The sequence below is a fragment of the Cryobacterium breve genome (assembly GCF_027594785.1).
Lineage (GTDB): Bacteria > Actinomycetota > Actinomycetes > Actinomycetales > Microbacteriaceae > Cryobacterium > Cryobacterium breve_A.
This window is the reverse complement of sequence record NZ_CP075584.1, coordinates 1,887,927-1,911,936: the sequence shown is the minus strand read 5'-3', so window position 1 is coordinate 1,911,936 and position 24,010 is coordinate 1,887,927. Positions and strand designations below refer to the sequence as shown.

Sequence of the window (24,010 nt, the reverse complement as noted above, 5' to 3'; positions counted from 1 at the left end):
GCAGCGCGGGCTAGGGAGTGTTGAGCTGGGCGAGAAGCGCGGCGAGCTGGTGCAGATCGTCCGTCGGCCAGTCGCTCAGACGCCGGTGCACGATCGCGGTCTCGCCGTTCCGCACCGCGTGGAGCTTGGCCCGGGCCAGGTCGGTCACGGCGAGGAACCGGGCGCGGCCGTCGGCCGGGTCGAGCTCTGTGCGCACGAGACCGAGCTCGCAGAGCCTGCTTCGCCTGGCGGCTGATCACGCTCTTGTCCACGTAGAGCGCCGCGGCGACGGCGCTCGAGTGCGTCGGCCCGTAGCGCTCGATGTGGCGCAGGAGCTTGAACGAGAACGGCTGCAGCGACGGGTCGATGAAGAGCGCGGCATCCCGCATGCTCGCCCGGATCAGCCCGGCGAGCACACTCAGCTGCTCCTCGACCTCTGCGATCGCCGATGCCGACTCAGCGCTCGGGGCGCCGTCGGGCGTGTCGTCCGGTGTGTCATTCCCGGCCCTGTCCGGCGCAGTGCGCGGGGACAGGTCAGGAGTCCCGTCAATCATGGTCACAGACTACTGACTCTGCGCGCGCCGGGCTGGTCGTCCCTCGGTAGGTGAATCACCCCGGTCGGGTTGTTGAGACCGGCGGGGGCGAGACCGGCGGATGCCGCGCTCACCTCGATCATGATGTCTTCCATCTCCTCGACCTCGGTTTCGCGGTCGGCAGCGCGCTCGGCTGCGCTCACGCCGGTGTGCCCGGCAGTGGTGGCGGCCCCGGCGCCCTCGCGGGCCCTGGCGATGCCCGTCTTCCGCCCGAGGGACGCGTTCGGAAGCAGGGTGACCATCACGAGGGTGATCACGGCGAGCGGGACGCCGATCAGGAAGACCGTGCCGACGCCGGACCCGTAGGCGGATTCGACGAGGGTGCGCACGGCGGCCGGGAGGTCGGCGACGCGCGGGATGGTGCCCGAGCCGAGGGCGCTCGCCGCGGCCATCTTGTCGGCGGGACTCAGCGCGACCACGCCGTCGGTGATGTGCTGCGCGACCGCTGAGCCGAGCACGGAGCCGAGCACCGAGACGCCGATGGTGCCTCCGAGGCTGCGGAAGAAGGTGACGCTGCTCGTGGCGACGCCGAGGTGCCTGACCTCGATCGAGTTCTGCACGACGAGCACGAGGTTCTGCATCAGCATGCCGAGGCCGGAGCCGAGCACGAACATGTAGACGCCGACGAGCACGAGGTTGGTCTGGTAGTCGAGAGTGCCGAGCAGCAGCAGGCCGACGATCACGAGCGCTCCGCCGGAGACCATGATCGCCTTCCACTTGCCGGTGCGGCTGATCAGGGTGCCGAAGGTGACCGAGCAGATCAGGTAGCCGCCCATCATCGGGATGGTCAGCAGGCCGGACTGGGTCGGAGTGGCTCCCCGGGCGAGCTGCATGTACTGGCTGAGGAAGACAGAGGTGCCGAACATCGACACGCCCACCGAGATGCTCGCGATCACCGCGAGAGTGAAGGTGCGGTTCTTGAACAGGGTGAGCGGGATGATCGGCTCGCTGACCTTGAACTCCACGAACACCGCGGCGACGAGCAGGACGACAGCTCCACCGACCATCAGGAACGAGGGTACGGATGCCCACTCGAACTGGGTGCCGGCGATGGTCACCCAGATCATCAGGAGCGACATGCCCGCCGTGATCAGGATCGCCCCGAGGTAGTCGATCTTGACGACCCGCTTGACCCTGGCCGGGAGGTGCAGGGTGCGCTGCAGCAGGATGATCGCGAGGATCGCGACGGGCAGGGCGATGAAGAAGTTCCAGCGCCAGCCGAAGGCGTCCGTGACGACACCGCCGAGCAGCGGGCCGCCCACGGTGCCGAGGGCGAGGACCGCGCCGAACAGGCCGGCGTACCGACCACGGTCGCGGGGGCTGATGATGTCGGCCATGATGATCTGGCTGAGCGCGGCGAGGCCGCCGGCGCCGAGGCCCTGGAGCACCCGGAAGCTGATCAGGGTGCCGGTGTTCTGGGAGAAGCCGGCGAGTGCGGAACCGAGCACGAACACCACGAGGGAGAGCTGGATGAGCAGCTTGCGGTCGAAGAGGTCGGCGAACTTGCCCCAGATCGGCGTGCTCACGGTCGTCGCGAGCAGGGTCGCCGTGACGACCCAGGTATATGCGGACTGGTCGCCGTGCAGGTCGGAGAGGATGAGCGGCAGCGAGGTGCTGACGACGGTGCCGGCGAGGATCGAGACGAACATGCCCATCAGCAGGCCGGAAAGTGCTTCGAGCACCTGACGCTTCGACATCGGCGCGTCCGAGTCGCGATGGGGGAGGGCCTGCCGGTTCTGAGGGTGCTGCGGTGGAGCGGTACGAACGGATGAAACGCGAGACATGAAACTCCTGGGCGGTGTAATTGACAAGCGTCAACTATATCTCGATAGTGGACTCAGGTCAACTACCTGTGCCGTTTCGCTCGCTGACGGCCGGCGGATGCCGCGATTTGCGCCGGCCCGCGGCATCCGTTACAGTGAACGAAGCCAAAGACCGCCGGTTGTCGCTGCCCAGTAATGGATGGTGACCGAAGGTTCACTCATGTGAACAGCCCGCGCAGGAATCGAAGTTCAGTTTCAGTTCGCAAGGACTGCTCAGGCTCCGGCGCTTGCGCTGGGGCTTTTTTCATGTCTGCGCCCCGGGCTACCGGCACATGAAACCAAGAGGAGCGCCATGGCGAACAAGGAAGCAACGGTCGCCGAGCCTGACGGAGAAATTCCAGAGCTCGACCGCCGTTCTGCTCACCGAGTACCGCGGTCTCACTGTTGCGCAGGCTCAAGACGCTGCGCGTTTCCATCAGTGCGGACGCCACGTACGCCGTGGTAAAGAACACGCTCACCAAGATTGCGGCCAACAACGCCGGCATCACGTCGTTTGACGACGAACTTGCCGGCCCGTCCGCCATCGCCTTCGTGCACGGAGACCCCGTCGCCGTCGCGAAGACCCTGCGTGCCTTTACCAAGGCAAACCCTCTCCTGGTAGTGAAGGGTGGTTACTTCGACGGTAGCCCGCTCACTGCCGAAGAGGTAGGCAAGCTCGCCGACCTCGAGTCCCGTGAAGTGCTGCTGGCCAAGCTGGCCGGCGCGTTCAAGGCCTCGCTGTTCGGAGCCGCATATCTGTTCAACGCACCGCTTTCGAAGGCTGTTCGCACCATCGAAGCACTGCGTGAGAAGCAGGAGTCCGCGAACCAGGCATAGGCCTGCTAGCGGTGAGTAACTAAGAAACTATAGGGAGAATAATCATGGCAAAGCTTTCCACCGAAGAATTGCTCGAACAGTTCAAGGGCCTGACCCTCATCGAGCTTTCCGAGTTCGTCAAGGCGTTCGAGGAGACCTTCGAGGTCACCGCAGCAGCCCCCGTCGCCGTCGCCGGTGCCGCTGGCCCCGCCGCCGCCGTTGAAGAGGTCGAAGAGCAGAGCGCCTTCGACGTCATCCTCGAGTCCGTTGGCGACAAGAAGATCCAGGTCATCAAGGTTGTGCGCGAGCTCACCAGCCTGGGCCTCGGCGAGGCCAAGGCCGTTGTCGATGGCGCGCCGAAGGCCGTCCTCGAGGGCGTCACGAAGGAAGCTGCCGAAAAGGGCAAGGCTTCCCTCGAGGCCGCCGGCGCCACCGTCACCCTCAAGTAGTCGGGCCCCCAGGGGGTTCACTCGAGGTCGACAGGCGTCAGCCGATCGATTCGCAACACGCCGAGGGCGTCGCATCCACTGGATGCGGCGCCCTCTGCTGTTTGACCCGACTGTTCGACTCGACCCAATCCGGCCGCTCGAGCGGATGTCCATAGCCGGGCTATGGACATAGATAGCCAAGCTATGTACAGTGGGGGAATGCCTTCTGACCTTCCCGCACTCCTCGGTGACCTGATCACCGTGAACCACCGGCTCGCCCGGGTCGCCGCCCATGCCGCGGACGGCCGGGAGTCGCCAGCGGTCTGGCGCACCCTGAGCGTGCTCCGCCAGCTCGGTCCGATCCGTCTCGGCGAGGTCGCCGCCCGCAGCCGCATTTCGCAGCCGACCGCGACCAAGCTCGTCGCACACCTCGTCGAGCGCGGCTGGGCCGCACGCCTCGCCGACCCACTCGACGCCCGCGTCACGAGCACCGTGATCACCCCCGCGGGGGACGCGGCGCTCTCCGCCTGGCGCAGCGAACTCGCCGAAGCCCTCCTGCCGATGTTCGACGGGCTGGCGGATGCCGACCTCGCCACGATCCGCAATGCCGTCGACATCCTCCGCGAACGCCTCGACGGCAGTGAAGTGCCTGCCGAGCGGGTGCCGGCAGGTGCGGCGTCACCCACGGCCGGGAATCCGGCCGGAGCTCGCGCATGAGCCGCGTGAGAGCACTGGCGGAACACGGAACCCCCGCCGCGACCGACGTACACGGTCGCCCGGAAGGCGGCGGCAGCATCCTGCACCAGCCGACCGCGGTCTGGGCCGTCGCCTTCGCGTGCGTGATCGCGTTCATGGGCATCGGCCTCGTCGACCCGATCCTGCCTGCGATCGCCCGCGACCTCGCCGCGAGCCCGACCCAGACCGAGATGCTCTTCACGAGCTACCTGGTCATCACCGGGATCGCGATGTTCTTCACGAGCTGGCTGTCCAGCCGGATCGGCGCGAAGCGCACCCTGCTGATCGGCCTCGCGCTCATCATCGTGTTCGCGCTCGCCGCGGGCCTGTCCCAGAACGTCGAGACCATCATCGGCTTCCGCGCCGGCTGGGGACTCGGCAACGCGCTCTTCATCTCGACCGCGCTCGCGACCATCGTCGGCGCGGCCTCCGGAGGCACGTCTTCGGCGATCATCCTCTACGAGGCGGCCCTCGGGCTCGGCATCGCGATCGGCCCGCTCATCGGCGGGCTGCTCGGCAGCATCAGCTGGCGCGGACCGTTCTTCGGCAGCGCGGCGCTGATGGCGATCGGGTTCGTCGCGATCATCGTGATGCTGAAGAAGGAGCCGCAGAAGCCCGCCCCGATCCGGCTGTCAGCGCCGTTCCGGGCCCTCGCCCGGCCGGGGCTCGGCATCCTCGCGAGCGCCGCACTGTTCTACAACATCGGCTTCTTCGTGCTGCTCGCGTACACGCCGTTCGCGCTCGTGCCGCTCGGCCTCGGCAGTGCGATCACCCTCGGCCTGGTCTTCTTCGGCTGGGGCATCTCGCTCGCCGTCACCTCGGTCTGGGTCGCCCCGCTCCTGACCAGGCGGATGCGCCGCAGCCGGGTGCTCTGGCTCGTGCTGCCCCTGCTCGCCATCGACCTCGCGACCGCCGGCCTGTTCATCGGCTCGGCCGCGGGCGTCGTGACCTGCGTCATCGTCGGCGGCCTGCTGCTCGGCGTGCTCAACACCGTGCTCACCGAGTCGGTGATGGAGGCGACCGACCTGCCGCGCCCGGTCGCCTCCTCGGCGTACTCCGGCGTGCGGTTCCTCGGCGGCGCGATCGCGCCGCCTGCCGCAACGCTGCTCGCCGAGTTCTTCGGGCCGGCGGTCCCCTTCTACGCCGGGGCTGCATCCGTTCTCGTCGCCTGCGCGATCCTCGTGATCGGCCACCGCCACCTCGCCCGCGCGGACGGCGCGATGGAGGACGAGTTCGAAGAGGCAGAAGCGATCGGCGCCGGCGACAGCTAACGGCGTGGCCGGTGCGGGCCGCTCGTGCTCGACCGGATCACGAGGTTCGTCGGCAGCACCGTCAGGTAGCCGTCCTCCTCGGGCCGCGCGTCCGCGTCCGTCGGGCGCGCGAGCTCGGTCAGGAGCGCGCTCACGGCGAGGTGCCCCTGCCTGCGTGGATGCTGTTCCAGGGTCGTGAGGCGGAACATGTCGGCGTACGGATGCCCGTCGATGCCGATCACGGACAGCTCGGCCGGCACCTGGATGCCGAGTTCTCGCGCCGCGACGATGACACCGATGGCGATTTCGTCACTCGCGGCGAAGATGGCGGTCGGACGGGTCCGCGGGTCGCCGAGCACGGACAACCCCACCTCGTAGCCGCCGGGCATGCTGAATTCACAGGGGTAGAAGCATCGGTCCGTCGAGCGGCCGGCGTCGCGCATTGCGGAGTAGAAGCCGCTGAGGCGTTGACTGTGCACCCGGAAGTCCATCTCGTCGATCGGATCTCCGCCGACGTGCACGACGTCGACGTGGCCGAGGCCGAGCAGGTGTTCGGTCGCGAGCCGCGCTGTCGCGACATCGTCGATCGCGATCGTGTGCACATCCCTGATCGGCCCGCCGATGCCGATCAATGGCCTGCCGAGGCGGTGAAGTCGATCGACCTCAGCCTCGCTCAGGGCGACGCCGACCGAGATGACCCCGTCGAACCGCTTGCGAGCGAGGAAGTATTCGAAGACGCTGTCGCGTTCGGCAGACGCCGCCGGGAGGTTGTAGAGAGTCATGTCGTAGCCCTCTGCAAGCAGGGCCTGTTCCAGGCTCTCGAGTACCTCAGAGAAGAACCACCGGCTGATGAACGGGATGATCACGCCGACGTTCTTCGTGCGCCCGGTCACGAGGCTCGCGGCATTCGGTGAAGCGACGTAGCCGATTTCCCTCGCGGCCGCGACGACCCGGAGCCGGGTCGCTTCCGAAACGTAACCGCGACCGCTGAGCGCGCGGGATGCCGTGGCTTTTGCGACCCCTGCGAGGCGTGCCACGTCGGCGATTGCGCTCACGACTCGTCCTCCTTTGGATCGGTAACGAAAGAGTAGCGCTCCTGTCGACGATACTGGAACCGGTTCCAGCAGAAAGTGCTGAACTGTGACACTTTTAATGCCCGCGTGTGCGTGGTCGCGCGATCATTGCCCCAATCTTTGCGATTTCGTGACAAAGATTGTCTTGCCAATCCCGCAGACCTCCCGTAGTTTGTGATGTGGAACCGGTTCCTTACCCACGAAGGCAGGGGGAATCGGGTACCTGCACGATCCCGTATTGCAGTTCTTGATTCCCGCAGTACATACCCGCAACACAGTCCCGCATCACATTTCGGTACGTGAACCGCATAGCTTGCGTACCCGCATCACTCAATGAGGAGAAACGCATGAGCGTGAAGCAGCACCGCCGGCTCTATCTGCCACTGGCCACCGCGGCCGTGGTCGGACTCGCCCTGACCGGATGCACGGGCGATATCGCCGCATCCAGTTCGTCGTCGTCCAACTGTGCCGACTACGCGTCCTACGGGACGTTCAAGGACAGCCCCGAGGTCAAGATCGGCGGCACCATCCAGGACGTCGAGGCCGATCGCCTCGTCAACTCCTGGGCCGACTTCCAGTCCTGCACGGGCATCAAGGTCACCTACCAGGGCACGAAGGAATTCGAGGCCCAGATCGCGGTGCTCGCCGAGGGTGGCAACGCTCCCGACATCGGCATCATCCCGCAGCCGGGCCTCTTCAACAAGCTCGCTGCTGCCGGCTTCCTCAAGAAGGCGCCGGCCGCCGTCGAGGCGAACGTCGACAAGTGGTGGTCGAAGGACTGGAAGGGCTACGGCACCGCAGCCGACGGCACCTTCTACGCCGCCCCGCTGATGGCGAGCGTCAAGGGCTACGTCTGGTACTCGCCCGCGGAATTCAAGGCCAAGGGCTACGAGATCCCGAAGACCCTCGATGAACTGACCGCACTCACCGCGAAGATCGCGGCCGACGGCGACCACAAGCCGTGGTGTGCCGGTGTCGGTTCCGGTGACGCAACCGGATGGCCGGGAACGGACTGGGTCGAGGACTACGTGCTGCGCCAGGCCGGCGCGGACACCTACGACAAGTGGGTCACGCACAAGATCCCGTTCAACGACCCCGCCATCGTGAAGGCGTTCGACTCCGTCGGCGCGATCCTCAAGAACCCGGATGACGTCAACGGCGGTCTCGGCGATGTCTCGTCGATCATCTCCACTCAGTTCGGCGACGCGGGCCTCCCGATCCTCGACGGCAAGTGCTCCCTGCACCACCAGGCCTCGTTCTACGAGGGCTTCTGGAAGAAGGCGGACGGCTCCGCAGTGACGGTTTCCCCCACGGGCGATGTCTACGCGTTCCTCCTTCCCCCGGTCAAGGCCGGCGGCGACCAGGCGGTCACCGGTGGCGGCGAGCTCGTCGGAGCCTTCAAGACGAGCGACGCGATCACCGCGACGCTCACCTACCTGTCCAGTGACACCTGGGCGAACAACCGGGTGAAGGAGGGCGGCGTGATCAGCGCCAACACCGGCCTTGACCCCGCGAACGCCTCGAGCGACCTGCTCAAGCAGAGCATCACCATCCTGCAGGACCCGAAGACGGTGTTCCGTTTCGACGGTTCCGACCTGATGCCCGGTGCCGTCGGCACCGACTCGTTCTGGAAGGGCATCGTGTCCTGGCTGAGCGGCGACAGCAGCCAGAAGGTCACGGACACCATTGAGGCGAGCTGGCCGAAGAGCTAGTTCCCCGGGGCACCCGGTACCGGGTGCCCCAACCGGGGCGGGGCCTGCCGAGAAGTCGGCGGGCCCCGCCACCCGCCTCACGCACGACCCGCACCACCCACAAGACCTCCACGCGACCCCTCGCACGACCGCTTCGCGCACGATTGAAGGGACCGGCCAATGACGACCGCAGACTTACTCGGAAAGATAATCCAGGTAGTGGGGGCACTGGCAGCGTTCGCGCTTGTCATTGGTCTCCTGCTTTTCCTGATAGACAGGGCGCCCAAACGCGGGCGCGACTATTGGCAGCTGACTTTCTTCATCGCGCCCGCCCTCCTCCTACTGCTTGCCGGTTTGATCTACCCGGCATTCCGCACCTCCCTCCTGGCGTTCACCAACAGTTCGGGTGCCTACGTCGGCGCCGAGAACTTCGTCTGGATGTTCACCCAGCCGGCTGCTCTGATCACCCTGGGGAACACCCTGATCTGGGTTGTCGTCGTGCCGACGATCTCAACGGCCATCGGCCTCGGCTACGCGGTCTTCATCGACAAGTCCCGTGGAGAGAAATACTTCAAGGCCCTCGTCTTCATGCCGATGGCGATCTCCTTCGTCGGCGCCGGAATCATCTGGCGCTTCCATCTACGACTACAAGTCGGGAGGAAGCGACCAGATCGGCCTCCTGAACCAGATCGTGGTCTGGCTCGGCGGCCAGCCGGTGCAGTGGCTCCAGACCTCGCCGATCAACACCTTCCTCCTGATCATCGTGATGATCTGGATCCAGACCGGATTCGCCATGGTCATCCTCTCCGCAGCCATCAAGGGGGTCCCGACCGAGCAGATCGAGGCAGCCGAACTCGATGGAACCAACGCCTGGCAGCGGTTCACGAACGTGACGATCCCCGGCATCCGCGGCTCGCTCGTCGTCGTGATCACGACCATCTCGATCGCCACCCTCAAGGTCTTCGACATCGTGCGCACGATGACCGCCGGTAACTTCAACACGAGCGTCATCGCCAACGAGATGTACACGCAGGCATTCCGAGCTGGTGAGCAGGGCCGTGGCGCCGCTCTCGCGATCGTGCTGTTCCTGATGGTGCTGCCGATTGTCATCTACAACGTACGAATCATGCGCAAGCAGAGGGAGATCCGATGAGCGACAACGTAGTCGACCTGCCCATCGTCGGCACCAAGAAGAATGCCCTCGAGGTCGTCACCGTCGGCACCAAGTCGGCCAGGGTGAAACGGCGCCTCACGTCGCGCACGGCGACGGTCGTTTCGCTCGTCATCGCGATCCTCTGGACGCTGCCGACCTTCGGCCTGTTCGTCTCCTCCTTCCGGCCCGCCGGGCTGATCACCACGACGGGGTGGTGGACCATCCTGCAGAACCCGGGCTTCACGCTCGACAACTACAAGGAGGTGCTGCTCTCCACCTCGCAGTCATCCCCGCAGGCTCGGCGCGTACTTCGTGAACTCCCTCGCGATCGCGATCCCCGCCACGATCTTCCCGCTCGTGATCGCCTCGATGGCCGCATACGCCTTCGCCTGGATCAAGTTCAAGGGCAGCGGCGCCCTCTTCGTGCTCGTGTTCGCGCTGCAGATCGTGCCCCTGCAGCTCGCGCTGATCCCGCTGCTCCAGATGTTCACCGCGATCCTGAAGCCCGGTCAGGAGGCGCTGCACCAGCTGATCCCGATGATCCCGGCCCAGAACTACCTTCCGGTCTGGATCGCGCACACAATCTTCGCGTTGCCGCTGGCGATCTTCCTGCTGCACAACTTCATCTCCGAGATCCCGAGTGAGGTCATCGAAGCGGCCAGGGTCGACGGCGCCAGCCACGGCCAGGTCTTCTTCCGGATCGTGCTGCCGCTCGCGGTGCCCGCGCTCGCGTCCTTCGCGATCTTCCAGTTCCTCTGGGTCTGGAACGACCTGCTGGTCGCGCTGATCTTCTCGGGCGGGACCCCGGACGTCGCCCCGCTCACCCAGCGGCTCGCCGAACTCACCGGTACCCGGGGCCAGGACTGGCAGCGCCTGACGGCCGCCGCCTTCGTGTCGCTGATCGTGCCGCTCATCGTGTTCTTCAGCCTGCAACGGTACTTCGTGCGCGGGCTCCTGGCCGGCTCGACGAAGGGCTGACCAGGCCCGGGCATCCGCCCGATCGACGACCGTGCCCGTTACGGACAACTGTTTCCCTCGCACCGGGAACAGTTGTCCGCCACGGGCACAGTTGCGTGCCGTGCAGGCGAGCGGATGTCGCCGCGGCGGCGCTTAGGCTGGCTGCATGAGTGCAATGCACGGCCACGGCGGCGGGTCAGCCCCCTCCGGCCGGCCTGGACAGTACGGACGCCCGCGCGGGCGGATCAGCGGCGGTGACCCGGTCGCCCAGCGCGCCGAGAACGCGGAAGCACCGCGGATCCCGAACCTGCTCGGCCGCATCGCCGCGCTGTTCGCGCCGCACCGCACCGCCCTCACCATCACCGTCGTTCTCGTGATCATCAGCGCCGCGCTGTCGGTCGTGCCGCCCCTGCTCGTGCAGCGTGCCTTCGACGAGGGCCTGTTCCCGCCAGGGGGATTGCCGAACCTGCCGCACCTCGCGACCCTCGTCGGGCTCATGATCGCGATCTACCTCGGTTCCCAGCTGCTCGGGGTGTGGCAGACCTGGCTCACCGCGAGCGTCGGCAACACCGTGATGGGCTCCCTGCGGGTGCGGCTGTTCACCCACCTGCAGGCCATGGAGCCTGAGCTTCTTCACCCGCACCAAGACCGGGATCATCCAGTCGAGGCTGCAGAACGACGTCGGCGGCGTCGCGAGCGTGCTCACCAACACCATCTCGAGCCTGCTCGGCAACGCCGTCACGGTGCTCGCCGCGTTCGTCGCGATGCTGCTGCTCGACTGGCAGCTCACGATCGTCGCCCTCATCCTGATGCCGATCCTCGTGATCGCCCAGCGCCGCGTCGGCCAGGTGCGCGCCCGGATCGCCGCCAAAACGCAGGAATCGCTCTCGGACATGACCGCGATCACCCAGGAGACCCTGAGCGTCTCCGGGATCCTGCTCTCCAAGAGCTTCACCAGGCAGCAGGCCGAGATCGGCCGCTACTCGAACGAGAACGACAACCAGGTGCGCCTGCAGGTCAGCCAGCAGATGAGCGGCCAATGGTTCTTCGCCATGGTCAGCATCTTCCTCTCCAGCATCCCCGCGATCGTCTACCTCGTCGCCGGCCTGCTGATGAGCAACGGTTCAGCAGACATCACCGCCGGCACGATCGTCGCGTTCACGACGGTCCAGTCCCGGCTGCTGTTCCCGCTGCTCGGGCTGATGCGCGTCGCCCTCGACCTGCAGACCTCGAGCGCCCTCTTCGCGCGGATCTTCCAGTACCTCGACCTCGTCCCCGCGATCCAGGATTCCCCGACCGCGCTCGCCGTGCCCGAGAGCGGCCCCGCGACCGGGCGGGTCGAGTTCGACGACGTGACCTTCGCCTATCCGGATGCCGCCGGCGAGTCCCGGCCCACCCTCGACCAGGTCTCGTTCACGATCGAGCCCGGCCAGTTCGCCGCGTTCGTCGGACCGTCCGGGGCCGGGAAGACGACCGTCTCCTACTTGATTCCCCGCTTCTACGAGGCGACGGCGGGGCGGGTCCTGTTCGGAGGGATCGATGTGCGCGACCTTGCCCAGCAGTCCCTCGTCTCCCACATCGGCATCGTGAGCCAGGAGACCTACCTCTTCCACGCGACCATCGCCGAGAACCTCCGCTACGCGAAACCGGATGCCACGGCGGACGAACTCGAGGCCGCGGCCCGGTCCGCGAGCATCCACGACACGATCGCGTCCTTCCCCGCCGGCTATGACACCGTCGTCGGTGAGCGCGGCTATCGGCTCTCCGGCGGCGAGAAACAGCGCATCGCGATCGCGCGCGTGCTCCTGAAGAACCCGGAGGTGCTCATCCTCGACGAGGCGACGAGCGCCCTCGACGCCATTTCCGAGCGGGTCGTGCAGGCGGCACTCGACACCGCGTCCCGCGGCCGCACCACGATCGCGATCGCCCACCGGCTCTCGACGATCGTCGCGGCCGACGTGATCTTCGTCGTCGACGGCGGCCGGATCGTCGAGAGCGGGACCCACGGCGGCCTGCTGGCTGCGGACGGCGTCTACGCGCGCCTCTACTCCGAGCAGGTCGCGGGCCCGAGTCCCATCGAGAGCCCGGCGACCGCGCCGGGCGCCCGCCTGAGTGCGCCCAGCCTGCTGTCCGAAGAGCGGGACTAGAGTTGAAGGATGCTCGTCCGTCTGAAGTGTCCGTGTTGTCTGTCGTGTCCGGTTCGCTGACCGACCCCTGACGCCCCAACGAACACTCCCCGAACACTCCTCGCCCGTCCCGCGCGTGAGCCCCAGGCCGCTCGGCGACATTCACGACACCTCGACGAAGGATCTTCCATGAAGATTGCAGACACCATCCTCGACCTCATCGGCAATACGCCGCTGGTCAAACTGAACAAGGTCACCGAGGGGATCAGCGCGACCGTGCTGGTCAAACTCGAGTACTTCAACCCGGGCGGCTCCGCGAAGGACCGGATCGCCACCCGCATCATCGATGCCGCCGAGCGCGACGGCCTGCTGTTGCCCGGTGGCACCATCGTCGAACCCACCTCGGGAAACACCGGCGTCGGACTCGCCCTCGTCGCGCAGCAGCGCGGCTACCGGTGCGTGTTCGTGCTGCCGGACAAGGTCGGCGAGGACAAGCGCAACGTGCTCACCGCCTACGGCGCCGAGGTCGTCGTGACCCCGACATCCGTGGCCCCCGACGACCCCGAGTCGTACTACAGCGTCTCCGACCGGCTCGCCCGGGAGATTCCCGGCGCCTTCAAGCCCAACCAGTACGCCAACCCGAACGGGCCGCTCAGCCACTACGAGTCGACCGGCCCCGAGATCTGGCGCGACACAGACGGCACCGTCACCCACTTCGTCGCGGGCGTCGGCACCGGCGGCACCATCACCGGCACCGGGCGCTACCTGCGCGAGGTCTCCGGGGACGGCGTCCGGATCATCGGCGCGGACCCGGAAGGCTCGGTCTACTCCGGCGGCACCGGCAGGCCCTACCTCGTCGAAGGCGTCGGCGAGGACTTCTGGCCTGCCGCATACGATCCCGCCGTCGTGCACGAGGTCATCGCCGTCTCCGACGCGGACTCCTTCGCCATGACCAGGCGCCTCGCGCTCGAAGAGGGCATCCTCGTCGGCGGTTCGAGCGGCATGGCCGTCGTTGCGGCCCTCCGCGCGGCCGCGACCCTCCCGGCCGACGCCGTCGTCGTCGTCCTGCTGCCCGACGGCGGCCGCGGCTACCTCGGCAAGATCTTCAACGACAAGTGGATGCGCAGCTACGGCTTCAGCAACGCCCCGGCCGGGCACACCGTGGCCGACCTCCTCGAGAGCAAGACCGGCACCCTGCCTGCCTTCGTCTACGTGCACCCGATCGACACCGTGCGCGACGCGATCGAGGCCATGACGAGCTCGAGCGTCTCACAGCTGCTCGTGTTGACCGCCAAGCCGCCGGTCGTGATGGGCGAAGTGCTCGGCGCGATCGACGAACGCCACCTGATGGAGCTCGTCTTCTCCGGCGAGGCGAACCTCACCGACAAGATCAGCGCCTACGTCGGCGACTCCCTGCCGATGATCGGCGTCAACGAACCCGTCGCCGCCGCCCGCGCCGCCTTCGCCCACGACGACGCCCTCCTCGTCACGGCCGAAGGCAAGCCCCTCGGCGTCATCACCCGCCACGACCTCCTCACCTACCTCAGCGCCTGAGCGCCCCCACTACCTAAGGACCCACGGATGCCCAGCACCCCGAATTTCGACACCCTCGCCATCCACGCCGGACAGGCCTTCGACCCGACCACCGGCGCGGTCATCCCGCCGGTGTACCTCACCTCGACCTACGTGCAGAAGAGCATCGGCGAACTCCGCGGCGGCTACGAGTACAGCCGGGGCGGCAACCCGACCCGCACCGTGCTCGAAACCCTGCTCGCCGCCCTCGAGGGCGGCAAGCACGGCCTGTCCTTCGCGAGCGGCCTCGCCGCGGAGGACACCATCCTGCGTGCCCTCGTCACCGCGGGCGACCACATCGTGCTCGGTAACGACGTGTACGGTGGGACGCACCGTCTGATCAACCGGGTCCACGGCGCGGCGGGCGTGCGCAACACGACGGTGGAGATGTCTGACCTGGCCGCCGTCGAGGCCGCGATCATCCCCGGCGAGACGAAGATCCTCTGGGTCGAGACGCCGAGCAACCCCCTCATGAAGATCAGTGACATCGGCGCGCTGGCCGCAATCGGGCACCGCTTCGGCGTCACCGTGATCGTCGACAACACCTTTGCAAGCCCGGCGCTGCAGCATCCGCTGGCTTTCGGCGCCGATGTCGTCGTGCACTCGACCACCAAGTACCTCGGAGGCCACTCCGACGTGCTCGGCGGCGCCCTCGTGATCAACGATGACGCGCTGTACGAGAAGGCGCAGTTCCTGCAGTTCGCGACCGGACCGGTCTCCGCTCCTCTCGACGCCTGGCTCACCGTGCGCGGCATCAAGACCCTGTCCGTGCGCATGGATCGGCACTGCTCCAACGCGCAGGCGATCGCCGAGCACCTCGACGGCCACCCGGCCCTCGACGCCGTCTACTACCCCGGCCTGCCGAACCACCCCGGCCACGAACTCGCCAAGCGCCAGATGAGCGGCTTCGGCGGCATGCTCTCGATCGCCTTCACCGGCGGGGCCGCGGCAGCACGAGCCTTCGCCGAGTCCACGAAGTTGTTCCAGCTCGCCGAGTCCCTCGGCGGGGTCGAGTCGCTCGTGAACTATCCGGCCGAGATGACGCACGCCTCGGTGCGCGGCACCGAACTCGAAGTCGCGGACAACATCATCCGCCTCTCCGTCGGAATCGAGGACGTGGCCGACCTGATCAACGACCTCGACACCGCCCTCGCCGAGGTCGCGCGCCTCGCCCGCCCCTGACGAATTCGACGGAGTTTATGGGTTTTTGGTACCTGAGAGGCCCGCTTAACCGGTTCAGAATCGAAAATCTCCGTCGAATCGGTTAGGCGGCGGCGGGGCGCATGTTGGCAGGAAATCGATGGAGAGTGTCTCGTCTGCCATTTCGCGGGGGTGTGGTCGTCCGGCAGCATAGGAGCATGACGACGCCGGCGGATGCCCCCGCGAGCCCCGCTCCCATCCGCATCGGCAGCCTGGGCCTCGTCCAGGGCACCGCGCTCTACATCGCCGCCGTTCTCGGCACCGGGATCCTCGTCCTGCCGGGACTTGCGGCGGCGGCGGCCGGGCCAGCCTCCCTCCTCGCGGTCCTGATCGTCTTCGTGCTGTCCATCCCGCTCGCCGGCACATTCGCCGCCCTCGCCGCGCGATACCCGGATCCCGGCGGCGTGGCGAGCTACGTGCGCACGGCCCTCGGCCAGACCTGGGCGCGGATGACCGGCTACTGGTTCTTCTTCGGCGTCGGCTTCGGCGCACCGGTCGTCGCCATGCTCGGTGCGGAATACGTCGTCGCGATCCTCGGGGTGGACCCCGGCGCCGTGCCGGTGGTCGCACTCCTGATCCTGGTTCCGCCGTTCGTGTCCAACTACTTCGGCGTGCGGGTCTCCGGGGCCGCGCAGCTCATCCTCACCGGAGCGCTGCTCATCATCGTCATCGGCGTCGTTGCCGTCGCCTTCCCCGCCGCAGACCCTGGAAACTTCCAGCCGTTCCTGACCCACGGCTGGACCGGCGTCGGCGCCGCCGTCAGCCTGTTCGTCTGGGCCTTCGCCGGCTGGGAGGTCGGAACCCATATCGCGGGGGAGTTCCGCAATCCTCGGCGGGTCATTCCGGCGGCGACGGCGATCGCGCTCGTGGTCGTCGGCGCTGCCTACCTCGCGCTGCAGTACGTGACGGTCGCCGTCCTCGGCGGTGCCGCGGGAACGGGCGCCGTACCCCTGCTCGCCCTCGTCGCCCAGGCGCCCGGCGGCGTCGGCCCGGTCTCGGTCGCGGTGATCGCCGCGATCGTCGCACTCGGTGTGCTCAACGTGTACCTGGGCGCCTTCGCCAAACTCGGAGCCTCGCTCGGCCGCGACGGCGACCTTCCGCTCTGGCTGGCCCGCGGTGTCGAAGCGGGTGGCGTTCCGCGTCGGAGCCTCACCGTTGTCGCCGTGCTCACCGGCGGGTACTTCACGATCATGGTGACGCAGCATCTGTCCCTCTCGGTCTTCATCCTGATCCACACGAGGCTCCATGGTTGCGATCTACACCCTCGGCATGATCGCCGCCGTGCGCCTCCTGGACCGCTACAGCCTTGGCTGGTGGCTCGCAGCGGTGAGCGTGGCCCTCACGGGCGCGCTGCTCGTGCTTGCGGGCCCGAACCTCCTCGTTCCGGCCGTGCTCGCCCTCGTCGCCGTCGTCATCGGCCGGGTCAAAAAGCGTCGGAGGAACACCCTTCGCTCGCCCGCACGCCAACCTGCGCCCGAACGCGCCCGCTTGACACGGCCTCGCCCGACCCGAACCGCCCAGGAGAACAGATGACCGTCACCCGTGCCCGCCTGATCGATCTCAGCCACACCATTCGGGCAGGCCTCGTGACGTACCCGGGGCTGCCTGCTCCCGTCATCGAACCCTTCCTCACCCGCGCCGCGTCTCGCTCGTCCTACGCACCCGGCACCGAGTTCACCATGGACACGATCACCCTGATCGGCAACACGGGCACCTACCTCGACAGTCCATTCCACCGCTACGAGGGCGGGACGGATCTCGCCGGCCTCGACCTCAACACCCTCGTCGACCTCCCCGCCGAGGTATTCCATCTGACGGATGCGTCGACTCGCGGCATTCCGGCGGCGGCATTTAGCGAGCGTGCCTCCGATCTCACGGGTTCGGCCGTGCTCATCCATACCGGCTGGGACCGCCACTTCGGCACCCCGGAGTACAGGGAGGGGGCTCCGTTCCTGGCCGAAGAGGCCGTTGGATTCCTCGTCGCTGCGGGCGTCGCGCTCGTGGGGATCGACTCGCTCAACATCGACGACACTGAGGGGAGCCGGGAGCGGCCCGCCCATTCCGCCCTGCTCTCCGCCGGCATCCACATCGTCGAGCACCTCACCGGTCTGGGTGACGTCCCGGTCTCCGGAGCGACTTTCTCGGCGGTACCGCCGAAGATCGAGGGCTTTGGCACCTTCCCGGTGCGAGCATTCGCGCGGGCACGCCACCCCGTCGAATAGGCGCGATTCTGGCCATGTGACCGTCACATCGCGACCCCCCGGCAGTGCATACTGGGGGTGCAAGATGTTTTGTGACCGTGCTCATAGACGAGGCCCCGATGACTGCCGAACCGCCCACTGGCCGGGCCCCCAGCATCCGGGATGTCGCACGCCTCGCCGGTGTCTCGCATCAGACCGTGTCCCGGGTTCTCAACAATCACCCGAGCATTCGTGACTCGACCAAGGCCCGCGTGCTGCAGGTGATCGAGGAGCTCCAGTACCGGCCCAACCGGGCGGCACGGGCGCTGTCGAGGGGGCGGTCGCGCACGATCGGTGTGCTGTCGGCATCCGGAGCCCAGTACGGCCCGTCGAGCAGCATCAACGCGATTCAGGATGCGGCGCGGGAAGCCGGCTACTACGTGAACACCGCCAACCTGACCGCCGTCGACACGGTTTCGATCGAAGCGGCACTCGACCACCTGATGTACCAGTCGGTGGAGGGGATCGTGGTCATCGCCCCCAGGTCCGCGTCTTCGACGTCCTCGAGCAACTCTCGATCGAGGTGCCGTACGTCACCCTCCAGTCGACGGGCCGGCTGGGCGAGCACGCGCTCTCCGTCGACCAGATCCACGGCGCACGACTGGCCACACGGCACCTGATCGACCTCGGTCACCGGCGGATCTTCCACCTTGCGGGGCCGCAGGACTGGATCGAGGCTGAGGCGCGGATGCGCGGATTCCTGGAAGAGATGGGGGCGATGGACGTTCCGACGACCGCCCCGATCCTCGGGGACTGGACGGCAGACTTCGGCTATCACGCCGGGCGGGAGCTGCTCAGGCAACGGGACTTCACCGCCATCTTCTCCTCGAACGACCAGATGGCGCTCGGGATCATGCACGCCGTCAGGGACGCGGGACTCGACATTCCGCGGGACGTGAGCATCGTCGGTTTCGACGACATTCCGGAGGCGGCACACTTCTGGCCGCCGCTCACGACCGTCCGCCAGGATTTCGCGGAACTGGGCCGCCGGTGCATCGCCCTCCTGCTCGGCACGATCGCCGGCGAAGACCCGGAGAAGTTCCGCGCTTCGATCATTCCCGAACTCATCGTTCGAGGATCGACAGGCCCTCCCGCGTTCTGAATCCGGCCGTTACGGCGTGGTTATCAAAACGCAACCACCAACTTTTCGCCGTGACTTGACAAGAATGCCCACTGCGGGCGTAATGTGAGCAAAGCGATTGTGACCGTTCACATTTCGTGACATCGTAAGTACGCAGATGCCCATGGCCTCTGCACCGCATGACAAAGGAGTCGAATTTCGTGATCGAGAACGCACAGGCCGCGCCCGCAGCCGACGCATCCGCCGAGACGTCTGTCATCGGAGGCGATCGCCGACCGAACGCCCTCACGCGTGACGCGGGATTCTCCACGGGTGCGGTGGCGTTCGCATGAGCACCTACGGACCCCAGATCGAGGTCGCGATCGCCCGCATCCGCGCCGATGTCGCCGACCTCCACGCCGAACTCACCCGCAACGGCCTCGTGGTCTGGACCGGCGGAAACGTCTCCGGCCGCGTTCCGGGCGCAGACCTCTTCGTGATCAAGCCGAGCGGCGTCGACTACGCCGACCTCGCCCCGGAGAACATGATCCTGTGCGACCTCGACGGTGCCGTCATTCCCGGCACCCCCGGTTCCGACCGTTCCCCGTCGAGCGACACGGCCGCCCACGCCTACGTGTACCGCAACATGCCCGAGATCGGCGGTGTCGTGCACACGCACTCCACATACGCGACCGCCTGGGCCGCCCGCGGCGAGGAAATCCCCTGCGTGATCACGGCCATGGCCGACGAATTCGGCGGCCCGATCCCGATCGGCACCTTCGCGATCATCGGGGACGACACGATCGGCCGCGGCATCGTCGAAGCGCTCACGGGACACCGGTCCCGCGCTGTGCTGATGCAGAACCATGGCCCCTTCACGATCGGTAAGGACGCCCGCGACGCCGTCAAGGCCGCCGTCATGGTCGAGGACGTCGCGCGTACCGTGCACATCGCCAGGCAGGGCGGCGAACTCATCCCGATCCCGCAGGCCGCGATCGACTCCCTCTTCAACCGCTATCAGAATGTCTACGGACAAGCACCCCAGGGAGCACTGAAGTAATGCCCGCTCTCAAACACCACGATTTCGCCGAGATCGCTCGCACCGAGCGTCTCGTGATCGATAAGACCACCACCCTTCGGGATTTCACCCGCTAGGTGCGTTGGAACCAGGCCGACTACCCATGGGCACCAGGCCTGTAATCACATAGCAGCACCAATACAACTGCCATCAGAGTTGATAACAGATCCACGAAAGGTAATTCAGTGAAGACAAGTAAGGTCCTCGCAGGCATCGCTGCCATTGGACTCGCACTCTCCCTCGCTGCCTGCTCCGGCGGACGCGGCGACACCGCCACGTCCACCGCTGCAGCGGGCTCCAACGCCGGCGCACTCGTCGGCGTTGCAATGCCCACCAAGTCCAGCGAGCGCTGGATCAAGGACGGTGACGCTGTCAAGGCCTCCCTCGAGAAGCTCGGCTACAAGGTCGACCTCGAATACGGCGAAGACAAGATCCCCACCCAGGTCCAGCAGATCAGCAACATGCTGACGAAGGGCGCGAAGATCCTCATCATCGCGTCGATCGACGGCACCGCGCTCAGCGACCAGCTTGACCAGGCCGCAGCGGCCGGCGTCAAGGTCATCGCGTACGACCGCCTGATCAACGGCAACAAGAACGTCGACTACTACACCACCTTCGACAACAACGAGGTCGGCGTGCTGCAGGCCACGAGCCTGCTCACCGGACTCGGCGTGCTGGACAAGGACGGCAAGGACACCGGCAAGACCGGCCCGTTCAACGTCGAGCTCTTCGGCGGCAGCCCCGACGACAACAACGCCACGTTCTTCTTCAACGGCGCCATCTCCGTCCTGCAGCCGTACATCGACAAGGGCGTCATCGTCGTCAAGAGCGGCCAGACCAGCTTCACCCAGGTGGCCACCCTGCGTTGGGACCCGGCGACCGCCCAGAAGCGGATGCAGAACCTCATCGCGAGCACCTACTCCGACGGCTCCAAGGTCGACGGCGTTCTCTCCCCGTATGACGGTCTCTCCATCGGCATCATCTCGGCTCTGACGAGCTCGGGATACGCCACCGACAAGCTCCCGATCATCACCGGTCAGGACTCCGAGGCCGCTTCGGTCAAGTCGATCATCGCCGGCCAGCAGTACTCCTCCATCTACAAGGACACGCGCCAGCTCGGCGACGAGGCCGTGAAGATGGCTGACGACCTGCTCAACGGCAAGACCCCCGAGGTCAACGACACGAAGAGCTACAACAACAAGGTCAAGGTCGTCCCGACCTTCCTGTTCGCTCCTCAGGTCGTCACCAAGGACAACTACAAGGCACTGCTCGTCGACACCGGTTACTACACCGAGGCCGACCTCAAGTAGGTCCTTCTCTCCACTGGCAGTGGCGGCGGGGTCACCCCGCCGCCACTGCCAGCACCGAACGCATCACAACCACCACCCACCCTCTCTCCACCGGAAGAAGAAGTAACGGTGACAACGAATATTCTCGAGATGCGCAGCATCACGAAAACCTTTCCCGGAGTGAAAGCCCTCCAGGACGTTTCCCTCGCGGTGAAGCGAGGCCACATTCACGCGATTTGCGGCGAGAACGGTGCAGGAAAGTCCACCTTGATGAAGGTGCTCTCCGGCGTCTACCCGCATGGCACGTACGACGGCGAGATCGTCTTCGAAAACGAAACGGTCGCCTTTAAATCCATCAATGACTCCGAGGCCTCTGGCGTCGTCATCATCCACCAGGAACTGGCGCTGAGCCCGTTCCTCTCCATCGCTGAGAACATCTTCCTCGGCAACGAGCAGCAGAACAACGGCTGGATCGACTGGAACAAGACCAACATGGAGGCGGCCAAGCTGCTCGCCCGCGTCGGTCTCAAGGACAACCCGATCACCAAGATCCGCGACATCGGCGTCGGCAAGCAGCAGCTCGTGGAAATCGCGAAGGCCCTGTCCAAGGAGGTCAAACTCCTGATCCTGGACGAGCCGACCGCAGCACTCAACGATGAGGACTCCGCGCACCTGCTCGACCTGATGAAGCACCTCAAGGGCCAGGGCGTCACCTCGATCATGATCAGCCACAAACTGAACGAGATCAAGGCCATCGCCGACGAGGTCACGATCATCCGTGACGGCAAGCTCATCGAGACGCTCGACATGCACACCGATGACATCTCCGAGGAGCGCATCATCAAGGGCATGGTCGGCCGGGACCTCGGTAGCCGCTACCCTGACCACACGCCGAACATCGGCGAGGAACTCCTCCGGGTCGAAGACTGGAACGTCTACCACCCGCTCGACCACCAGCGCCGGGTCGTCAAGGACGCGAACATCACCGTCAGGGCCGGCGAGATCGTCGGCATCGCCGGGCTGATGGGCGCAGGCAGGACCGAGCTCGCAATGAGCGTGTTCGGCCACAGCTACGGGCACAACATCTCGGGCACCGTCTACAAGAACGGCGTCAAGATCAACACGAGCACGGTGGCGAACGCCATCGAGCACGGCCTGGCATACGCCACCGAAGACCGCAAGCGCTACGGGCTCAACCTGATCGAAGACATCAAGCGCAACATCTCCACGGTGGGCATGCACAAGATCGCCAAGCGCGGCTGGGTCGACTCCAACCAGGAGATCGTCGTCGCGGAGGGTTACCGGAAGAGCATGAACATCAAGGCTCCGACGGTCGAGGCACTCGCCGGGAAGCTCTCCGGTGGTAACCAGCAGAAGGTCGTGCTGTCCAAGTGGATGTTCTCCGACCCGGATGTCCTCATCCTCGACGAACCCACCCGCGGCATCGACGTCGGCGCCAAGTATGAGATCTACGGGATCATCAACCGCCTCGCCGACGCAGGCAAGGGCGTCATCGTGATCTCGTCCGAGCTGCCGGAACTGATCGGCATCTGCGACCGGATCTACACCATCTTCGAAGGCCGGATCACGGCGGACGTCGCCCGCGGGCAGACGACGGCTGAATTCCTTATGCAAAACATGACCCAGGAAAGGGACAAGGACAAGCGATGAGCGTGTTCAGATCTTCACTCAATTACCTCGCCGGCCAGCTGCGGCAAATCGGCCTGTTCATCGCCCTGATCGCGATCGTGATCTTCTTCCAGGTAGCCACGAACGGCATCACCCTGAAGCCGATCAACGTCACCAACCTGATCGTGCAGAACAGCTACATCCTGATCCTCGCCGTCGGCATGGTCATGGTCATCATCGCCGGCCACATCGACCTGTCGGTCGGTTCCGTCGTCGCCTTCGTCGGCGCCATGTCCGGCGTGATGATCACGCAGTGGAATGTGCCGTGGTGGCTCGCGATCATCCTCTGCCTCGGCGTCGGCGCCCTCGTGGGAATGTGGCAGGGCTTCTGGATCGCCTACTTCGGGATACCGGCCTTCATCGTCACCCTGGCCGGGATGCTCACCTTCCGTGGGCTCACCCAGATCGCACTGCAGAACAAGCAGATCTCGCCGTTCCCCGACGAATTCCGCGCCCTCGGCAGCGGCTTCCTCCCCGACCTCGGCGGCGGAACCACTGCTGTCGAACCGTTGACCCTCGGCATCGGCATCATCGCGACGCTCTTCCTGGTGCTCCAGGGCATCCGCCAGCGCCGGGCCCGTGCGAAGTACGACGTCGAGGACGAGCCGTTCGCGTGGTTCCTCACCAAGCTGGTGTTCACGGCAGCGATGATCATCGGGATCACCTACCTGCTCGCGAGCTACCGCGGCACGCCCATCGTGCTCATCGTCCTCGGCATCCTGATCGTCGTCTACGCATCCGTGATGTCGAACAGCGTCTTCGGCCGCCACATCTACGCCATCGGTGGCAACCTGAACGCCGCCGCACTGTCCGGCATCAAGACCAAGCGCGTCACGTTCATGCTCTTCGTGAACATGGGCGTCATCTCGGCACTCGCCGGGCTCGTCTTCACCGCCCAGCTCAACCTCGCCAACCCGAAGGCCGGTGACGGCTTCGAACTCGACGCCATCGCGGCCGTCTTCATCGGTGGCGCGGCGGTCACCGGTGGTATCGGTACCGTCACTGGCGCCATCATCGGTGGTTTCATCATCGGGCTCCTGAACAACGGCATGTCGATCCTCGGTGTCGGAACGGAATACCAGCAGCTCATCAAGGGCCTGGTCCTGCTCGGTGCCGTAGCGTTCGACGTCTACAACAAGCGTCGCTCCGGCGGGCGCTGACCCGGTAGTCCACCCAGAGCGGGTCGGTCGTCTTCGGACGCCCGACCCGCTTTTTTGTGCCTCCGACCAGCCGTTACCCAAGCGTGACCCGCAGCGGCCGCTCCGAGCCTGTTGCTCGC

Annotated in this window: 16 protein-coding genes and 5 pseudogenes; 18 read left to right on the top strand and 3 right to left on the bottom strand. The window is 66.3% G+C overall.

The genetic code is table 11. The annotated features are described in order from the left end of the window. Positions 1-10: 10 nt before the first annotated feature. Complete coding sequence (locus tag KIV56_RS09315; protein ID WP_348648525.1) at positions 11-196, bottom strand: hypothetical protein; 186 nt, start codon at positions 194-196, stop codon at positions 11-13. Between the two features lie 119 nt (positions 197-315). Between KIV56_RS09315 and KIV56_RS09310 the strand changes: the two genes are divergently transcribed. Continuing rightward, entirely contained in the window at positions 316-549 is a 234-nt protein-coding gene (locus tag KIV56_RS09310; protein WP_281535993.1) for a hypothetical protein, read from the top strand. Here KIV56_RS09310 and KIV56_RS09305 read toward each other — a convergent pair. Next, positions 536-2,269 carry an MDR family MFS transporter gene (locus KIV56_RS09305; RefSeq protein ID WP_281535992.1) on the bottom strand — a complete coding sequence of 578 codons (1,734 nt, stop codon included), beginning with the start codon at positions 2,267-2,269 and terminating at the stop codon, positions 536-538. The two genes, KIV56_RS09310 and KIV56_RS09305, sit on opposite strands and share 14 nt — an antisense overlap. Positions 2,270-2,687: 418 nt before the next feature. Here KIV56_RS09305 and rplJ point away from each other — a divergent pair. The 4 genes and pseudogenes from rplJ (at position 2,688) to KIV56_RS09285 (ending at position 5,624) form a co-directional block, all read left to right on the top strand. After that, a pseudogene (gene rplJ, locus KIV56_RS09300) lies at positions 2,688-3,211 on the top strand (50S ribosomal protein L10). A gap of 44 nt (positions 3,212-3,255) precedes the next feature. Next, the gene (gene rplL, locus KIV56_RS09295) at positions 3,256-3,639 is read left to right on the top strand and encodes a 50S ribosomal protein L7/L12 (protein ID WP_134446737.1); all 384 of its coding nucleotides are present in this window, start codon (positions 3,256-3,258) and stop codon (positions 3,637-3,639) included. Between the two features lie 198 nt (positions 3,640-3,837). Beyond that, positions 3,838-4,335: a MarR family winged helix-turn-helix transcriptional regulator gene (locus KIV56_RS09290; RefSeq protein WP_281535991.1), complete on the top strand. Its 498-nt coding sequence runs from the start codon at positions 3,838-3,840 to the stop codon at positions 4,333-4,335. Beyond that, positions 4,332-5,624 (top strand): MFS transporter, encoded by a 1,293-nt coding sequence (locus KIV56_RS09285; RefSeq protein WP_281535990.1) that lies wholly within the window; start codon positions 4,332-4,334, stop codon positions 5,622-5,624. The genes KIV56_RS09290 and KIV56_RS09285 overlap by 4 nt, the downstream gene beginning before the upstream one ends. Here KIV56_RS09285 and KIV56_RS09280 read toward each other — a convergent pair. Then, on the bottom strand, positions 5,621-6,658 hold the full coding sequence (locus KIV56_RS09280) for a LacI family DNA-binding transcriptional regulator (protein ID WP_281535989.1): 1,038 nt from the start codon (positions 6,656-6,658) through the stop codon (positions 5,621-5,623). The genes KIV56_RS09285 and KIV56_RS09280 overlap by 4 nt on opposite strands. A 365-nt stretch (positions 6,659-7,023) precedes the next feature. Between KIV56_RS09280 and KIV56_RS09275 the strand changes: the two genes are divergently transcribed. The 13 genes and pseudogenes from KIV56_RS09275 to mmsB all read left to right on the top strand — a co-directional run bounded on the left by KIV56_RS09275 (position 7,024) and on the right by mmsB (position 23,891). After that, positions 7,024-8,388 (top strand): ABC transporter substrate-binding protein, encoded by a 1,365-nt coding sequence (locus tag KIV56_RS09275; RefSeq protein ID WP_134446745.1) that lies wholly within the window; start codon positions 7,024-7,026, stop codon positions 8,386-8,388. A 159-nt stretch (positions 8,389-8,547) separates the two neighbouring features. Then, positions 8,548-9,520: pseudogene (locus tag KIV56_RS09270) on the top strand (carbohydrate ABC transporter permease). Beyond that, a pseudogene (locus KIV56_RS09265) lies at positions 9,517-10,498 on the top strand (carbohydrate ABC transporter permease). Before KIV56_RS09270 ends, KIV56_RS09265 begins: the two co-directional pseudogenes overlap by 4 nt. 154 nt (positions 10,499-10,652) lie before the next feature. Then, positions 10,653-12,624: pseudogene (locus KIV56_RS09260) on the top strand (ABC transporter ATP-binding protein). Positions 12,625-12,792: 168 nt separating this feature from the next. Then, entirely contained in the window at positions 12,793-14,157 is a 1,365-nt protein-coding gene (locus KIV56_RS09255) for a cystathionine beta-synthase (protein ID WP_281535988.1), read from the top strand. Positions 14,158-14,184: 27 nt separating this feature from the next. After that, positions 14,185-15,357, top strand: coding sequence for a cystathionine gamma-synthase (locus tag KIV56_RS09250; protein WP_281535987.1), 1,173 nt, complete (start codon positions 14,185-14,187; stop codon positions 15,355-15,357). A gap of 176 nt (positions 15,358-15,533) precedes the next feature. Then, entirely contained in the window at positions 15,534-17,597 is a 2,064-nt protein-coding gene (locus tag KIV56_RS09245) for an amino acid permease (RefSeq protein WP_281535986.1), read from the top strand. A 98-nt stretch (positions 17,598-17,695) separates the two neighbouring features. Continuing rightward, positions 17,696-18,717: pseudogene (locus KIV56_RS09240) on the top strand (LacI family DNA-binding transcriptional regulator). Positions 18,718-18,896: 179 nt separating this feature from the next. Then, positions 18,897-19,028: a hypothetical protein gene (locus KIV56_RS09235; protein WP_281535985.1), complete on the top strand. Its 132-nt coding sequence runs from the start codon at positions 18,897-18,899 to the stop codon at positions 19,026-19,028. Next, complete coding sequence (locus tag KIV56_RS09230) at positions 19,025-19,735, top strand: L-ribulose-5-phosphate 4-epimerase (protein ID WP_281535984.1); 711 nt, start codon at positions 19,025-19,027, stop codon at positions 19,733-19,735. The genes KIV56_RS09235 and KIV56_RS09230 overlap by 4 nt, the downstream gene beginning before the upstream one ends. A gap of 203 nt (positions 19,736-19,938) precedes the next feature. After that, on the top strand, positions 19,939-21,063 hold the full coding sequence (gene chvE / locus KIV56_RS09225; protein WP_281535983.1) for a multiple monosaccharide ABC transporter substrate-binding protein: 1,125 nt from the start codon (positions 19,939-19,941) through the stop codon (positions 21,061-21,063). Between the two features lie 108 nt (positions 21,064-21,171). Next, the gene (gene mmsA, locus KIV56_RS09220) at positions 21,172-22,713 is read left to right on the top strand and encodes a multiple monosaccharide ABC transporter ATP-binding protein (RefSeq protein ID WP_281535982.1); all 1,542 of its coding nucleotides are present in this window, start codon (positions 21,172-21,174) and stop codon (positions 22,711-22,713) included. Further along, positions 22,710-23,891 (top strand): multiple monosaccharide ABC transporter permease, encoded by a 1,182-nt coding sequence (gene mmsB / locus KIV56_RS09215; protein ID WP_281535981.1) that lies wholly within the window; start codon positions 22,710-22,712, stop codon positions 23,889-23,891. The genes mmsA and mmsB overlap by 4 nt, the downstream gene beginning before the upstream one ends. Positions 23,892-24,010 lie beyond the last annotated feature (119 nt).

What these genes read in the sequence shown, in the direction of transcription:
- KIV56_RS09305 (WP_281535992.1), bottom strand. Translation starts at nt 2,269, where the DNA reads ATGTCGAAGCGTCAGGTGCTCGAAGCACTTTCCGGCCTGCTGATGGGC.
- rplL (WP_134446737.1), top strand. Translation starts at nt 3,256, where the DNA reads ATGGCAAAGCTTTCCACCGAAGAATTGCTCGAACAGTTCAAGGGCCTG.
- KIV56_RS09290 (WP_281535991.1), top strand. Translation starts at nt 3,838, where the DNA reads ATGCCTTCTGACCTTCCCGCACTCCTCGGTGACCTGATCACCGTGAAC.
- KIV56_RS09285 (WP_281535990.1), top strand. Translation starts at nt 4,332, where the DNA reads ATGAGCCGCGTGAGAGCACTGGCGGAACACGGAACCCCCGCCGCGACC.
- KIV56_RS09275 (WP_134446745.1), top strand. Translation starts at nt 7,024, where the DNA reads ATGAGCGTGAAGCAGCACCGCCGGCTCTATCTGCCACTGGCCACCGCG.
- KIV56_RS09255 (WP_281535988.1), top strand. Translation starts at nt 12,793, where the DNA reads ATGAAGATTGCAGACACCATCCTCGACCTCATCGGCAATACGCCGCTG.
- KIV56_RS09250 (WP_281535987.1), top strand. Translation starts at nt 14,185, where the DNA reads ATGCCCAGCACCCCGAATTTCGACACCCTCGCCATCCACGCCGGACAG.
- KIV56_RS09245 (WP_281535986.1), top strand. Translation starts at nt 15,534, where the DNA reads ATGACGACGCCGGCGGATGCCCCCGCGAGCCCCGCTCCCATCCGCATC.
- KIV56_RS09230 (WP_281535984.1), top strand. Translation starts at nt 19,025, where the DNA reads ATGAGCACCTACGGACCCCAGATCGAGGTCGCGATCGCCCGCATCCGC.
- mmsB (WP_281535981.1), top strand. Translation starts at nt 22,710, where the DNA reads ATGAGCGTGTTCAGATCTTCACTCAATTACCTCGCCGGCCAGCTGCGG.